The 15,111-nt window shown below is 66.5% G+C and carries 18 protein-coding genes; 17 read left to right on the forward strand and 1 reads right to left on the reverse strand.

From position 1 onward, the window contains the following. Positions 1–92 precede the first annotated feature (92 nt). Positions 93–632 (reverse strand): hypothetical protein, encoded by a 540-nt coding sequence (locus tag ACIPY8_RS05245; RefSeq protein ID WP_400815728.1) that lies wholly within the window; start codon positions 630–632, stop codon positions 93–95. Between the two features lie 188 nt (positions 633–820). Here ACIPY8_RS05245 and ACIPY8_RS05250 point away from each other — a divergent pair, with 188 nt between their 5' ends. From ACIPY8_RS05250 to dinB, 17 genes are all read left to right on the forward strand, one after another. Continuing rightward, positions 821–970, forward strand: coding sequence for a helix-turn-helix transcriptional regulator (locus ACIPY8_RS05250; protein ID WP_400817646.1), 150 nt, complete (start codon positions 821–823; stop codon positions 968–970). After that, the gene (locus ACIPY8_RS05255; RefSeq protein WP_400815730.1) at positions 940–1,317 is read left to right on the forward strand and encodes a hypothetical protein; all 378 of its coding nucleotides are present in this window, start codon (positions 940–942) and stop codon (positions 1,315–1,317) included. Before ACIPY8_RS05250 ends, ACIPY8_RS05255 begins: the two co-directional genes overlap by 31 nt. Position 1,318: 1 nt before the next feature. Next, positions 1,319–2,035, forward strand: coding sequence for a hypothetical protein (locus ACIPY8_RS05260; RefSeq protein WP_400815732.1), 717 nt, complete (start codon positions 1,319–1,321; stop codon positions 2,033–2,035). 71 nt (positions 2,036–2,106) lie between these two features. Next, on the forward strand, positions 2,107–2,754 hold the full coding sequence (locus tag ACIPY8_RS05265) for a helix-turn-helix domain-containing protein (RefSeq protein ID WP_400815734.1): 648 nt from the start codon (positions 2,107–2,109) through the stop codon (positions 2,752–2,754). Between the two features lie 163 nt (positions 2,755–2,917). Further along, positions 2,918–3,190, forward strand: a complete 273-nt coding sequence (locus tag ACIPY8_RS05270) for a hypothetical protein (RefSeq protein ID WP_400815736.1) — start codon at positions 2,918–2,920, stop codon at positions 3,188–3,190. Between the two features lie 13 nt (positions 3,191–3,203). Beyond that, positions 3,204–4,073 carry a hypothetical protein gene (locus tag ACIPY8_RS05275; RefSeq protein WP_400815738.1) on the forward strand — a complete coding sequence of 290 codons (870 nt, stop codon included), beginning with the start codon at positions 3,204–3,206 and terminating at the stop codon, positions 4,071–4,073. A 44-nt stretch (positions 4,074–4,117) separates the two neighbouring features. Beyond that, positions 4,118–4,258: a hypothetical protein gene (locus ACIPY8_RS05280; protein ID WP_400815740.1), complete on the forward strand. Its 141-nt coding sequence runs from the start codon at positions 4,118–4,120 to the stop codon at positions 4,256–4,258. A 20-nt stretch (positions 4,259–4,278) separates the two neighbouring features. Next, the gene (locus tag ACIPY8_RS05285; protein ID WP_400815741.1) at positions 4,279–4,428 is read left to right on the forward strand and encodes a hypothetical protein; all 150 of its coding nucleotides are present in this window, start codon (positions 4,279–4,281) and stop codon (positions 4,426–4,428) included. Between the two features lie 745 nt (positions 4,429–5,173). Continuing rightward, a complete protein-coding gene (locus tag ACIPY8_RS05290) occupies positions 5,174–5,566 on the forward strand; it encodes a hypothetical protein (protein WP_400815743.1) in 393 nt (130 codons plus the stop codon). Positions 5,567–5,574: 8 nt separating this feature from the next. Further along, positions 5,575–5,847: a hypothetical protein gene (locus ACIPY8_RS05295; RefSeq protein WP_400815744.1), complete on the forward strand. Its 273-nt coding sequence runs from the start codon at positions 5,575–5,577 to the stop codon at positions 5,845–5,847. A 4-nt stretch (positions 5,848–5,851) separates the two neighbouring features. Next, positions 5,852–6,178 (forward strand): hypothetical protein, encoded by a 327-nt coding sequence (locus tag ACIPY8_RS05300; RefSeq protein WP_400815747.1) that lies wholly within the window; start codon positions 5,852–5,854, stop codon positions 6,176–6,178. 1 nt (position 6,179) lies between these two features. Then, positions 6,180–9,569: a tape measure protein gene (locus tag ACIPY8_RS05305; RefSeq protein WP_400815748.1), complete on the forward strand. Its 3,390-nt coding sequence runs from the start codon at positions 6,180–6,182 to the stop codon at positions 9,567–9,569. A gap of 80 nt (positions 9,570–9,649) precedes the next feature. Further along, positions 9,650–9,835: a hypothetical protein gene (locus ACIPY8_RS05310; protein ID WP_400815750.1), complete on the forward strand. Its 186-nt coding sequence runs from the start codon at positions 9,650–9,652 to the stop codon at positions 9,833–9,835. Positions 9,836–10,199: 364 nt separating this feature from the next. Next, positions 10,200–10,802: a hypothetical protein gene (locus ACIPY8_RS05315; RefSeq protein ID WP_400815752.1), complete on the forward strand. Its 603-nt coding sequence runs from the start codon at positions 10,200–10,202 to the stop codon at positions 10,800–10,802. 127 nt (positions 10,803–10,929) lie between these two features. Further along, positions 10,930–11,190, forward strand: coding sequence for a hypothetical protein (locus ACIPY8_RS05320; protein ID WP_400815754.1), 261 nt, complete (start codon positions 10,930–10,932; stop codon positions 11,188–11,190). 482 nt (positions 11,191–11,672) lie between these two features. After that, positions 11,673–13,793, forward strand: a complete 2,121-nt coding sequence (locus tag ACIPY8_RS05325; protein ID WP_400815756.1) for an endonuclease/exonuclease/phosphatase family protein — start codon at positions 11,673–11,675, stop codon at positions 13,791–13,793. Between the two features lie 105 nt (positions 13,794–13,898). Further along, positions 13,899–15,098 (forward strand): DNA polymerase IV, encoded by a 1,200-nt coding sequence (gene dinB / locus ACIPY8_RS05330; protein ID WP_400815758.1) that lies wholly within the window; start codon positions 13,899–13,901, stop codon positions 15,096–15,098. The last annotated feature ends 13 nt before the right edge of the window (positions 15,099–15,111 follow it).

Genomic DNA, 15,111 nt, shown 5'->3' on the forward strand with positions numbered 1-15,111 from the left:
CGTCGAACCGGTACCTGGTGCGCGCCCTCCATTTCCCGGGCGCAACCTGCGCCGTCGAGACGGCGCCGAAGCTACTTAGCGGAGTCCGCGGCCTAGCCACTTTCGCCGCCTGTACGAATGAGTTCCTCGATTGCTTCGATGCGCTCCAGGGTTTGTGCCCGATCTGTGCGCAGCTGGATAACCCGTCTTCGCGCCCACCCTGCCGCCTTCACATCGCTACTTGCTGCGAGTCGATCGGCCTCTATCAGCGCAGTTTCGATCTCTCCTCGTCGCTCGAGCCAGTAGTCATGGCGTGATTCGAGAGTGAGGTTCAGGTCACCCCTCATCCATGCGCGCGCCTCCGAGGAGTCGAAGGACTTCGGAAGTGCCGTTGGGAGCGCTCCATCATCGTTCTGCGACATGAGCAGCGTCTGCGGGGAGACGTTCAACGCGACGGCGATAGCGACCAAGTCGTCGACGTTGACACGACGAGCTCGAGACTCGATCCTGCGCAGCCCGAGCGTCGGAATCGGATGGCCCAGACGATCCAGCTCAGCTGATAGCGATGCGAAGGTCATCTGTCTGGCTTCTCGAATCGCCGCGATCTGAGCTGCCACCGTGTGGCCGGTCGGTCCGAGATGTAGTTCGTCCATACCCTCATTCTTGCAGATCTTTTTGATCGCTGAGAGATACGACTTGATCTCTAGGAGTCTTGCGGTCATACTGATCGCAGAAGGAATCAAATTGATTTCAAGGGAGAGGATTTCCAGTGGCTACGCCAATCACTACCGCGTCACGCGTTGAACTGACGGATCTGCCTGCGATCTGCACAGCGGCGCAGGTGTCTGAGTTCACTCAGGTCTCGCTTCCCGCTCTCGCTCGGCGTCGCGCGGACGGAACTGGCCCGAAGGTTCTGCGCATCGGTCGTTCTGTTCGATACCGCAGGGAGGATGTCTTTGCATGGCTCGACTCACTCTCGGAGGCGGGGTGAGCGTCGCCTCATCCGATCAGACCCGGGGCAACACGGAAGCTCGGGCCGACGAACTCATCCAGTTCGGCAGGGAGTTGTTTGAGAGCCAAGAGCTCTTTGCCCCTGAGACGAAGCTGCGCAAGATGGTTCGCGCCGGACTCCGGAAGTCGGGCTACGAGCGCACCAAGGCCGAGATCGTCGGTCTGTTTAACGCACGGGTCGGCCACGACATAGAGACCTACGAGAAGGCGCTCAAGACATCCTCGATCAAGAACATTGCCCGGGTGGGCAAGAAAAAGGCCCTCGTCGCTGGCGGCAACCAGCTCGAGGGCGAAGACCAGAACCGAATCTCCACGAAAAGGAACTGATATGAACACTCTAGCGACCCCAAGCACGACGCTGCAAGACGCGATCGCTAAGGTCGTCGCCGAGTACGCGACGATGAAGCCCGACGAGTACTACGAGCTCAAGCCGCACGAACCGTTCTACGAGGACCACGTGGCGTTCGATGCGATCAACGGCGACGGGCCCGAGCGCACGAGCTTCGTCCAGTACTACAACCAGTCCGGTGAGGAGATCTCCGGGACGTGGGAGGAGTTCAAGCCGCTGAAGCTCAGCAGGTTCCAGCGCGAGCACTTCAAGAGGACGCCCAACGAACTCCTCGTCGGCAGGACCGGGGTGCTGATCGTGAGCGCCGGCATGTGGGGTCGGCGACCGAAGCCGGACGGCGGGTTTGAGTACCTGCCGATCGACGAGTATTGCCAGTGGCGGAAAGCCGAGGACCTGCGTGAAACGCGCACCGCGGAGAACCGGCCGGCGTGGGCGGAGGAAGCGGACCCGAAGCCCGCATGGAACGTCGTCGACTACATCGTGCGCCGCGGAGGCTTCAAGTACACCCAGCGGCTCGAGGCGGACGAAACGATGTCGGCACCGTCAGGGTTCGTGTCCGCGTCGTTCGGTAGCGCAGACGAACTGCGTGCGCTCGCCCGCCAGGCGCTCGACCTCGCCGAGCACCTCGAACGGCACGAGCGTCGCCTCGTGCGACGTCCCGAGGTCGACGAACGCCTCGGCTCGCTTGAGCCCTGAAAGACCCAGTGACCCCCACCCCGGCCGGTGGGGGTCACTGCTTCCAACTCAACATCGACAGGAGGTGAGCGATGGGAACCGGAGGTGACTTCCGGGCCGATCTCACACGCTGGGCCCTCGCCCAGGACTGCCCCAGCACGAAAGCCATCGGCAGCCACGCCGTCAACCGCGTTCTCGTTGCTCTGGCGCAGTACGCGAACGAAAGAGGCGAATGCTGGCCATCCCGGAGCACGCTCACTCGAGACCTCGCTGGCATGGCCCAACGCGACGTACAGAACGCTCTACATGCTCTCGAAACTGCGGGCATCGTGTCCGCCGACCAGCACCAGAAGGGGCGGGTGGCTCGACGCACCCTCAACCACAACCTGACGGGATATCCCGTCAATCAACCTGACGGGCAACCTGACGGGCAAGTTGACGGGCAACCTGACGGGCAGGTTGACGGGATATCCCGTCATGAAGAGAAGGGAAGTGAATCTAAGGGGGGAGACCTGACGGGCATGCCCGTCAACCAGCCTGACGAGCTCACACCCCCTTCCCGATTCTGCTCAAGGCACCCCAATGGCACGAACGGCAGCCCGTGCGGAGCGTGTGGAGACGCTCGACGAGCCCGCGAAGCGTGGAAGCCACCGAAGACACCCACCCGCCCTCACGTGCACGCCTTCGACCCAATATCAGGCTGGTGCACCGGATGCGAGACGAGAGAGGACGCAGCGTGAAAGGTGCACCCCCACCCGCGAACTTCGCGGCTCTGTCCGACGCCTGGGACGACCCGGAGGCATACGCCGCAGCGATCAATGCCTACTACGTCCAACTGCGCGAGCAGGGCTACAACATTCCACCGACCGACATCACCGAACCGAAGCACCCTAGGGAGACCCCATGAGCACCGACACCCCCGAGGCCGCGGCACGCGCCGCCCTCACCACCGCACTGACCGGGCGACGCGCGAACACCCGCGCCGTCCTCGAACTTGACGTCAACACCCTGATCGACGGCGGCGGCGTGAACACCGCGAAGGTCGCTGCGTGGGTCCGCGACAACAGCACCCCGAAGCCGACCGGCGACATCCCGTCCCGTTTCCGGACCCAGCCCGAAGCCGGCGTCGACGTCGGAATCGCCGAGGCGGAACGCCGCTTCGGACCGAAGAACTGAAAGGACAGACGCCATGACGACCCCAACCATTCGCGACCGCGTGTTCAACTCGATCCCCGGCTACGACGATGCGAAACGAGTGCTCGCCAATCGCCTTTCGGTGTCGCTCCCACCTCGTTTCGATGTGAAGAACGCGCGCGGCGCTGTCTTCGGGAAGGTGCACGCCGCGATCCGTGACGGGGAACCGATCCCCGAGGAAGTCACGGAGGAACTCGCGGCGATCGACCGGGCACAGGAGAACGATCGCGCGGTCGCGCTGCTCGTCGACGAGGTTGTCCGCGCCGCGGAAACCACGCGCGACATGTCGCTACCGGCCGACCAGGACGAGCCCTACATGATCCTCGACGACGAGCTGCAGAAGCTCGTGAAGCGCGTGCAGAGCGTCGTGCCTGCTCTCGACGGCGCGGTCACGTCCGGCGAGGCGATCGCGAACGGAACCGCCGCGGTCGACGCCTGGCGCAACCTCGCCGCCCTCGTCGGCGACTACGACGAGATCCGCACCGTGCAGTTCGAGATCATGCCGAGAGACCTGAACTTCTGGGACCGCCTCACCACCACGGGGCTGTACAAGGACGCTCTGGCCGTGCACCCGTTCTTCGCGGAGAAGCTCGCGCGCAACGACCGTCACCCCGACTCCAGTACCGCGCCGGCCTCCCTCCTGCCGCTCTCGGGAGAGCAGAGCTGGTGGCCGGGCGACGTCGACCGTCCGACCGCGCTGCTGCGCATCGTGACGACCGCGACACCGTGGGTGCCGACACCAACGGTGATGGCTGAGCTGTACACGCGTGCCAGTGCCGCCGTGGCCCGCATCAACCTCGACGACCCGCGCGAGGAGCGACAGCGCCGCATCGCCGCGCACGACGACTACCTGGCATGGCTATGAGCGATCAGCACCAGCCAGTCGATGACCCCTTCGCCGAGGTCCGCATGAGCAAGGCAGAGTTCGATCGCAAGCTCAACCTGACGCGGGCGTTCGCTGGCGTCATCGGACGCAGGGTCATCATCGCCCCGTCGCGACGGCAGCCACCTCGAAAGCCCGGCGCCTTCCGTGACATCCGAGACGACTGAGAACCGAGAGGAGGAACACCATGGCAACCAACGCCGAGATCATCGAACGCCTCGAGGCGAGCCTCGACCGTCCGCACACGCCGCATGTCAGCCAGATTCAGATACTGCAGGCGCTCGCGATCGCGAACGTCGCCGAGGAGCTGCGACTGAAGCGCGAAGCCGCCGGCTAACGGACCGGGTGCCGTCCGTACGGGGTCGTCGGACGGCACCCTCACACGATGCCCCTGTGCCTGAGCAGCACGGGGGCATCGTCACATCCCGGGCGGGGTGTTCTGATCTGTCCGCCCCGCCCGGACCCACTAACGGGTACGCACACACCGCGTACCCCACGACCGAACACGGAGACTCCACCATGCCGCGAGCGCCAAGAGCCTGCCCGAAGCCGGGCTGCGAGAACCGCATCACCACGACCCGCTACTGCCCCGACCACACGGAGCATCACTGGTCCAGCAGCGACCGAGGCTCACGCCTACCCAGCGACTGGCACCGACGACGCACGTCCGTCCGCAACCGCGCCAACGGACAGTGCGAGCACACCGACGCCAACGGCACACGCTGCACCGCACCAGGCACCGACTGCGACCACATCACCCGAGGCGACAACCACGACCTCTCAAATCTTCAGTGGCTGTGCCGATGGCACCACAACCGCAAGACACAGCGTGAAGCCTCAGCCGCCCGAGCGCAGAAGCCACGCACCAACCACGCCGCACACCCACGCATGCAACACCCAGGACTCCGCCGCGACACCCAGTAGCTGCCGCCGAGACCCAGGGGCTCACCCCTCCCCGGCCGGGCCCGCCGCCCATCGGGGAGGAGCTGTCTCTGATTGTTCTTGCAATGCCCTTCAATCCAAGTTCCTGCGCCCCTGACAGCCGTCCTGGGCGCTTTTTCGACCCCTCATGAGGAGATTTCATGTCCGCCAAGCTTCACGCCGTCCCTGAGGCGGTGACAGATATAGCCGTTACAGGCGACCCGCCCGAGTTCGACCCGAGGCAGACGATCGAGGACGCTCTGCCCGAGGGGATGGAGTGGGATGAGCGTGAGCTCGTGCTGCTCGGCATCCTTGGCCGGCAGGCGCAGCACGTCGAGAAGCTCGAGGCCGAACTAGCCGATCGCGGGTACGTCGACACCGGCTCCAAGGGGCAGGTGCGCATCTCCCCATTCGTGTCCGAGCTCCGACTGCAGTACGCCGCGATGGCGCGCGTCGCCGAAGCGATCCGCCTTCCGGACGAAGCAGAGAAGCCGAAGTCCGTGCGCCACCAGCGGGCGGCGAACCGCCGTTGGAATCCGGGCGGGGTGTCCTGATGCCCCGTATGAAGCGCGTCGAGAAGGCCGCGGGGTCCGGGTTCGTGCAGCGGGCGCGGGATCTGGGACACAACTGGCCGTATGTGGCCGACGCTCTCGAGCGTGACGGGACGCACAACTTTCTCGGCTACACGCTCCACAACAAGTTCGGCGAGGAGTACCGCGAACACATGCGCCACTACCGCTGCACCGTCGACATCAACGGTCAGGTCATCGGGCGGTGCTCCACCCGCGACGCGCGATTGACCCTGCAAGACGACAACTCAAAACGGAAGGAATGACCCCATGAAGCGCAGACAGCGCCCCCTCAGCAATCCCGGCGATGACCTCGGCGGCCGCATCGTCGCCGACCTCCTCGACCTCCCCCAGGACTCCGACCTGTTCCAGAACCCAGAGAGCTTCGTCATCGGCGAGACGATCGTCCGGCGCATCGGACACCTCGAACCCGAAGCGGCGTGCGTCGTGCTCGCACAGAGCCTCGGCATCTTCCTGGGGGTCGTGCACCAGATCCGGCAGGACAGCGACACCGGAGCCAACGTGATCCAGGAAGCCCGCGACGGGCTCACCGCAATGATCGTCGCCGGCGCATGGCCGACTGAGAGGGGGAACTGACATGGCTACTGGAGTCGAAGTAGCAAACGCGTACGTCGCGTTGACCGTGCGTGCCCCCGGGATCGCGCGGGATACCGCGAAGATTCTCGGCGGCGTCCCCGCGGCTGGCGACGCCGCTGGTAAGTCTCTCGGAGAGCGTCTCGCTGCGTCCGCGGGCAAAGCCCTCAAGGTGTCCACCGTCGCCCTCGGTGGCGTGCTCGCCGCAGGTCTCGGAACCGCCCTCGTGAAGGGATTCCAGCGCCTCGACGCGATCGACACGGCGCGCGCGAAGCTCACCGGCCTCGGGAATGATGCCGGGACGGTCGAGACGATCATGCAGAACGCGCTGTCTTCGGTGAAGGGCACGGCGTTCGGCCTCGGCGACGCCGCGACCGTGGCCGCTCAGGCCGTCGCTTCCGGCATCAAGCCCGGCCGGGATCTTGAGAAGGTCCTCGGGATCGTGGCGAACACGGCGGCAGCTGCCGGGACCGGTCTCGGCGACATGGGTTCGATCTTCTCGAAGGCGATGACCCAGGCGAACGGCGTCCAGAACGACGTGATCGGACAGCTCGCCGACAAGGGCCTTCCCATCTATCAGGAGTTGGGGAAGGTGATGGGCGTCACCGCCGGAGAGGTGTTCAAGCTCGCCTCAGAAGGCAAAGTGAACTTCGAGATGTTCGCCTCTGCGGCGACCGCCGCGGCGGGCACGGTTGCGTCCGAGATGGGCGGCACGGTCGGAGGCTCGTTCTCGAACTTCCTCGCCTCGCTCGGCCGCATCGGCGCCGGACTGCTGGGAGGGGTGTTCCCTCAGATCGCTCCCACCCTTCAGACCATCACCTCGGCGCTGGGCCCGCTCGAAGGCATGGCCGCCAAGGCGGGCGAGAAGGTCGGGCAGGTCCTCGCTCCCGCGTTCGACTGGTTCATGCGACTGGTCCAGGGGCAGATCGACTTCAGCCCGATCGCCAAGCTGTGGATGGTCCTGTCCCCAGTCGCGATCCTGTTCCAGGCTCTCAAGCCGATCCTCCCCACGGTGATGCAGGCGTTCTCGGACATCGGTACAGCGATCGGCAGTGCTCTCGTGCCGGTTCTGCCTGCCCTCGTCTCGCTCATGAACGCTGTCGTCCCGCTACTGACCACGGCCCTCGTCACCGCGCTTCCGATCGTCGTGGGACTCGTCCAGGCGCTGTCTGCTGCAGTGTCGTTCCTGGCACCGATTCTGATCGGCGTCGTGACGTCTGTCGTGGAGTTCGTCGCCGCGAACGCGGACTGGATCTCCGGGCTCGGCATCGCTGCAGGCGTGATCGCTAGCGTCATCGGGGCGGTGTCCCTCTTCCGCTCGGTGCAGCTCGGCCTCATCGCAGCGACGTACGGCGCGCAGGGCGCGATGCTCGTCGCCGGCGGCTCCGCGAAGGTCTACGCGGTCGCCATGGGCGTCGTCACGACCGCGCAGAAGGTCGCCGCGGTCGCCACGCGCGTGTTCAACGCAGCGCTCAAGGCGAACCCGATCGGGATCATCATCACCGCGATCACTGCGCTCGTCGCGGGACTCGTGTGGTTCTTCTCGGAGACCGAGCTCGGCAAGACCATCTGGGCAGAGTTCACCCGATTTCTTGGTGAAGCCTGGGCCAACGTCGCCGGATTTTTCACCGACGCTTGGCAGAACGTCATTCAACCGGTGTTCAAGGCCATCGGCGATATCGCAGTCTGGGTCTACGAGACCATCCTCAAGCCGGTGTTCGACGGGATCGCCGCGGTTGTCGGGTTCGTGGCGGGCATGTTCAAGTTCCACTTCGACCTGATCGTGAACGCGTTCCGCCTCGTCGGTGCGCTCGCGAACTGGTTCTGGGTCAACGCCCTGCAGCCCGCGTTCGCCGCGGTCGGCGCTGCCGCCACCTGGCTCTGGCAGAACGCAATCAAGCCCGCGTTCGAGGCCATCGGCGCCGTCTTCAACTGGCTGTGGCTCAACGTCGTCAAGCCGGTATTCGACGGATGGGCTGTCTTGTTCCAGTGGCTGTGGGCCAACGTCCTGTCGCCCGTGTTCGGGTTCATCGGGACCGCGGTTCAGGCTCTCGGGACCGTCTTCTCCTGGCTGTACAACAACATCGTGAAGCCGGTGTGGGATGGGATCTCGAAGTCGATCAACGCCGCCTGGCTGTGGATCGACGCGCACATCTTCACTCCGTTCAAGGTCGGTATCGACCAGATCGCGAAGGGCTTCGAGGTCGCGAAGGCGGCGATCGAGAAGACGTGGGACGGGATCAAGAAAGCCGCAGCCGTGCCAATCAATTTTGTCTTGTCGACCGTCTGGAATAACGGGCTGTTGAAGTTCTGGAACTCGATCGTCGACACCCTCGGGCTCAAGGACATGAAGCTCAAGCCCGCGGCGGAGATCGCGTTCGCGTCCGGTGGTGTCATGCCTGGCTACACGCCGGGCCGCGATGTCCACCAGTTCTTCTCCCCGACGGCCGGGCGCCTCGCGCTCTCCGGTGGTGAGGCGATCATGCGCCCGGAGTTCACCCGCCTCGTCGGCGGCGCTGCGGGTGTTGACGCGCTCAACGCGGCCGCCCGCAACGGCCGGCTCCCGTTCGGTGACGGACCCGGGAACTTCTTCGGCGACGTCTGGGACACGATCGCGAACGCCGCGTCCGTGGCGTGGGAGTTCATCAGCAACCCCGGACAGGCGATCAAGACGCACATCGTGGACAAGTTCCTCACACCCGTCATGGGCGGACCGAACCTGTTCTCGAACCTCGCCGGCGCCGTCCCTCGAGCGCTCATGAACGCCACCTCCGACCTGTTCGCGGCCGCCGCGCCGAAAGCGCAGGGGTCGAAGGGCATGGGCTGGGAGGCAATGTGGAACATCGTCCGCAGCGCCGTGCCCGGCGCGGTCATGACGTCGAACTACCGGTCCCCGGGCGCGAACGCCGGGGTCGGGGGAGTCAAGGGCAGCTACCACACGCAGGGTCGAGCAATCGACCTCGTTCCCGCGAACATGGACATCTTCAACCAGGTCGCACGTCTGTTCCCGAACGCGTCCGAGCTGATCTACACCCCGGCCGGGAACCGGCAGCTCCTGAACGGCAAGCCCTTCGCGGGCTGGTCCGACAACGTCAAGAGGATGCATCACAACCACGTGCACCTGGCGATGGCTTCGGGCGGTGTCGTGCCGAAGCTGTACGACCAGGGCGGGTGGCTGCCACACGGTGGGATCGCGGTGAACCAGTCGGGCAAGCCCGAGCCGGTGTTCACCAGCGACCAGTGGTCGATGCTGCGTGACGGTTTCGGCGGCGATGGGATGGAGATCACCGGGCGGCTCGAGATCGGTGAGGACGGTCTCGCGAAGCTCGTCGACGGCCGGCTCCGCCGCGCGTTCCCGAGCCCGCAGGCGATCCGTTCCCAGTTCGGCCGCTGATCCGCGAAGGCCCCGTCCAGGTGTACATGCACCTGGCGGGGCCTTTTCGCGTGTCAGAGGCAGCCGCTAGCGTGTCGAGCATGGCTACCTACGATGTGCCCGATGTGGGCCGAGTGAACGTGACCGTCGACCGCCACGAGTTCGGCAACTCCGACACCGTGCTCAAGACCCTCGGCAACGTCCACGACGAGAACGGCGCGGTGCTCCCGTTCGAGACGTGGGAGAAGGTCAACAAGCACCTGCAGTCCATCGGCGTCGTGAACTAGACGAACGACAAACCCAGCAAGATAGCGACGAAGAAAGTCATGCGGAAAGCCTGAGCCCACTACCAGCGCGCTAGTGGTACCGTAGTGCAAGTCGTTTCCGAACTCGTTTCTGGAAATGACTCGGCCGGGGAACGTCACATCCTCGACCCATCATGATCGAGACGGAGATCGACATGGCTTCAGAAGCCCTCGGTAGCGCCTACGTTCTTTCGGAAGCCGGTGCCCGCCAGCTTGCCGAGATGACTGCGCGTGGGAGCGCCCCGGTGGCGTCCCCCGGGTTTTCGTCGCGCCTCCGCGAGTCCGACTCGGCCGACAGCCGGCTGAGCGCGCTTGAGCGTCTCGTTCGTGCCCACTCGTCAGAGCGTTGACCGACGGAGCATCCGAGCGAATCCAGTACGACGTCTTCGCTCTCGCAGACGTCGAGCAGGAGAAGTACCAGCTCCTAGCCGAGCGGGTGCAAGAAAGTCTCGCGGGATTCGAGTGCGAGCGGTCTCCTCATCTGCAGACCTTCGCGAGGTCATCCGTTCATCGTTACGAGGCGCACGGTCATAGTCGCACGTATGTGATTATCACACCGACTCAGGACAGCATCGACGTTGCGGGCTTCTTCACTGTCGGCATGACGGCGTTGAACTTGAGCAACGCGACGGGGTCCGCCAAGAAGAAGCTCATGGGTGACATCTCACTCGACCAGACCGGCGCGTACAGCATCGCCGAGCTCGCCAGGTCTGACAGCTACTCGTCAGCACAGCTCCCCGGGTCGACGATCCTGGACGAAGCGAAAGAAGTCATCAAGCGCGCCCGCAGCTACGTAGCGGGTCGGTTCGTCGTCGTCGACGCTCGACAGGAAGTCTTCGACCGCCTCTACCAGCCCGCTGGGTTCCGCATCATCGACGTCGCGAAAGCACCGATGGACATGCCCGACGTCCCGTTCGTGACAGCGTGCGCTGTCATCAAGGACTGGTAGCAACGGACGCCTAGGCGTTTCGATCACACAACGCCCCGCATCACATTTGCGCGATCAGGTCGCAGATGCGCCGCTCAGAAAATTCTCCACTTGCCTTTGCTGTTCGGCGCTCCGTAGTGTCCGAAGCATGAGCATCGAGGACACCATCCGAGCGATCATCCGAGAAGAGCTCGAGCCGCTGCGTGACAACTTCGCCCAGGACCGTCTCGCATACTCCGTCCCGGAGTTGGCGATCGCCATGGGGATCTCGGATCGGCAGCTGTACAAGCACATCGACCGGGGCGACCTCACCGCGAAGTACTCGGGCGCGAAGAAGATCATTCCCGTGAGCGAAGCACAACGGTTCATCCGCGAGCTGCCCGAGGAGGACCTCGGCAGCCTTCTATGAAGGTCGCCACGCGGGATGGTGTCAATCCAGCGCCCTCGCCTGGACGCCCCGCACTTACCCCGCACATTTGATGAGTTCTCAGCACGCCTCCTGATATCGCCAGAGCAGTCGGCGCGCGGAAAACGCACGCTGAGACACCCCGCGGTAACTCCTGATATCAGCCATGACCTAATCGTGAGGTCGCGGGTTCAAGCCCCGCTCCTGCTACAGGACGAAGCCCCGGATGATCCGGGGCTTTTCTGCATTCCGGGGTCGCCGCCTCATGGCCGCGCCTTCGACGCCTCCCGAGCGCCGATCTGAACAGCTGTGCAGAGAAGGCTCCGAGAAACGGTTCGATTCGCGTCTCCGCCCCCATCCGGTCCGGTCGTGTTCACCCTGTCGTCACCTTGCGGCGGTTCTGTCGCGGTCAGAAGGTCATCCGAGCCTTCGACGACGCCGCCCTGAGGGCATGCGCCGTCATCCTCAGGAAGGAACACGCAGACATGTCTTCGTCCCCCGTCTCCGGGACACGCCGGCGCCGGCGAGTCCCGCTGCTCACGGCGATCGTCGCCGCGGGAGCGCTCATCGCATCGCCACTGATGCTCGCGGCCCCGGCATCCGCCGCCGCCGACTCCCAGGTCACGCTCGCGAGCACCGAACTGGCGGTCGGCGACGCGCTCACGGTCGACTTCGCCACCGACACCCCGAGCACCAAGAACTGGGTGGCGATCTACCCGGCGTCGAAGCCCGAGCCGTGCGACGCGTGCGGGATGGCCTGGGCCTATGCGCCCGGGGCCTCCGGATCCCTCACGCTCCCGACCCAGGACCGCGGCGGCAACCCGCTCCCTGCGGGCTCCTACCGGGTCGAATACCTCTACAACGACGGGTATACGCGTGTGAGCGAGCCGGCCACCTTCACGATCACCGCCCCGCCCTACGAGGGTCCGGAGGTCGACCCGACGAAGCCGATCGCCCTGTCTGTCATGCAGCTCAATCTGTGGGGCAAGAGCACCGATGCCGTCATGCTCGACGAGATCGGGGCCGACCTGATCTTCGTGGAGGAGGCGCAGAACGGTGCGGCCGCGATCGCGCGCGACCTCGGATTCGACTTCCACTCCACGGGCGGCAGTGCCGCGGTGATCTCGCGGTACCCGATCGTCGACACCGACGTCGTCACCGTGCCGGGTACGCAGGGCGGCTGGATGAAGGCCATCGTCCAGGTCGGCGACACCCAGATCGCGGCGTACGGCGGGCACCTCGAGTACCGCTATTACGCCACCTACCTCCCCCGCGGCTACGCGGGCGACGTGCTCGCTCCCGGGTTCCCGGCCGAGTGGCGCGGATGGAACAAGCTGAGCGCTCCGGCCACCGACGTCGAGCGGATCCTCGCCGCGAACGACGCCTCGGGGCGTCCGGCCGCCGCCACCGCGCTGACCGCCGACATGGCCGCCGAGCGTGCGGACGGGCGCCTCACGATGATGGGCGCCGACATGAACGAGCCGTCGGCGCTCGACTGGACCGAGAGCACCGCGAACCTCTACGACCACAACGGCGTCGTGGCTCCGTGGCAGACCACCAGCATCCTCCACGACGGCGGCCTCGTCGACGCGTACCGGGCGAAGTACCCCGATCCGGTCACGCACCCGGGCTTCACCTGGCCGGCCGACACCCCGAACGTGAGCGTCTCGCAGCTGGCCTGGGCGCCGGAGGCCGACGAGCGCGACCGCATCGACTACATCTTCTTCGCCCCGGACGAGCGTCTCAGCCTCACAAGCACCCGCATCGTCGGACCGGTGGGCGACATCGTCCGCGGTGCCCGTGGGCTTCCGGTGTCGTCCGAGGAGATCTTCACCCCGGAGACGCTGTGGACCAGCGACCACAAGGGCCTGCAGGCGGAGTTCGTCGTGTGCGGCGAGGCGTGCCAGGCGGCCGCCCAGCCCGGTGAGCTGATCATCGGCACACCCTCGATCACCGGCACCGCCGCGGCGGGCGCGACGGTCACGGCGACCCCCGGCGACTGGACGACCGGCACGGCGTTCGCGTTCCAGTGGCTCCTCGACGGCGAGTCCATCGAGGGCGCGACGTCGGCGGAGTTCACCATCCCGGCCGATCTCGCCGGTCACGCGCTCTCGGTGCGGGTCAGCGGCTCGCTCGACGGGTACGCCCCCGCCGAGGCGACCAGTGCACCGGTGACGGTGACGGCCACGGGCGAGGAGCCCGGTGCCGACAAGCCCTCCGTCGTGATCGGCGCGCAGAACGTGGTCGCCGGCGGCACGCTGAAGATCAGCGGCAGCGGCTTCGGCGCGGGTGTCGTCCTGCGGATCGAACTGCACTCCACGCCCGTGTCGCTCGGATCGGTGACCGCGTCGGCGAGCGGCGAGTTCGCCACGACCGTCACGATCCCCGCGGCGATCCCGGCGGGCGCCCACACCCTTGTCGTGTTCCTGCCCGACGGCTCGCAGCTGCGGTCGGCCGTGACCGTGACCGCGGCGCAGGGCGGTGCGGCGACCGACGAGCTCGCGCAGACGGGCGGTGTGCTCTTCGGCGCGGCCCTCTGGACCGCGCTCGCGGCACTCGTCGCCGGAGGGATCCTCGTGATCCGTCGCCGCGTGCAGCAGCAGTAGCGCTCCTCTCCCGAACGTGGCCGTCCCGATCGACTCGGGGCGGCCACGTGCGTGTCGGTGGTGCGTGCGACGATTCGTCCCTATCGGAAGCCGGCGGGAGGTGTCATGCGCGAGGAGGCCACCGTGCTGCACGCCGATCTCGACGCGTTCTACGCCTCCGTCGAGCAGCGTGACGCGCCCGGCCTGCGCGGGCGTCCGGTGATCGTCGGCGGGGGAGTCGTGCTCGCCGCGAGCTACGAGGCGAAGGCCCGGGGCGTCCGCACCGCGATGGGGGGACGCCAGGCGCGAGACCTGTGCCCCGACGCGGTGGTCGTGCCGCCGCGCATGGACGTCTACTCGCGGGCCAGCGCGGACGTCTTCGCGATCTTCCGCGACACGACCCCGCTCGTCGAGGGCCTCTCGATCGACGAGGCGTTCCTCGAGGTCGGCGGTCTGCGCCGCATCGCCGGCACGCCCGAGGAGATCGCTGTCCGGCTGCGCGAGCGGGTGCGCACCGAGGTCGGCCTCGCGATCTCGGTCGGCGTCGCCCGCACGAAGTTCCTCGCCAAGGTCGCGAGCGCGGTGAGCAAGCCCGACGGCCTGCTCGTGGTCGAACCGGCCGAGGAGCAGACCTTCCTCCTTCCGCTGCCGGTCGAGAGGCTGTGGGGCGTCGGCGCGAAGACGGCCGAGAAGCTGCACGGCCTCGGCATCCGCACGGTCGGGGAGCTCGCCGAGCTCGAGGGGGCCACGGCGGAGCGTCTGCTCGGACGTGCGGCCGGCGCGCACCTGCATGCGCTGGCTCGCTTGCGCGACCCTCGTCCCGTCGACACCGCGCGGCGACGCAGCTCGATCGGATCGCAGCGCGCGCTCGGTGCACGGCCACGCGCACCCGAGGAACTCGACCTCGTCCTCACGCAGATCGTCGACGGTCTCTCCCGCCGCCTCCGCGACCGCGATCGGGTCTGTCGCACCGTCGTGCTGCGGTTGCGCTTCGGAGACTTCACCAAGGCCACGCGCTCGCGCACGCTGCGTACGCCGACCGGCCGCACCACCGTGCTGCTCGCGCTGGCCAGGGCGCTGCTGGCCGCAGCGCTGGTCGAGATCGCCGATCGCGGGATCACCCTGATCGGCGTCTCCCTGTCGCACCTGAGCAGCGCCGCGGATGCGCCGCCGGAGCTCGACTTCGACGACGAGGAGGGCGGTGAGCGGCTGGACACCGTACTGGATGCGGTGCGAGAGCGGTTCGGTGCGGCATCCGTCTCCCGCGCCACGCAGATGGGACGCGATCCCGGCTGGTCGACGCCTGTGCTGCCCGAGCACGAGTGACCGAGGAGGACGC

It is taken from the genome of Microbacterium sp. NPDC089696 (assembly GCF_044749125.1).
Lineage (GTDB): Bacteria > Actinomycetota > Actinomycetes > Actinomycetales > Microbacteriaceae > Microbacterium.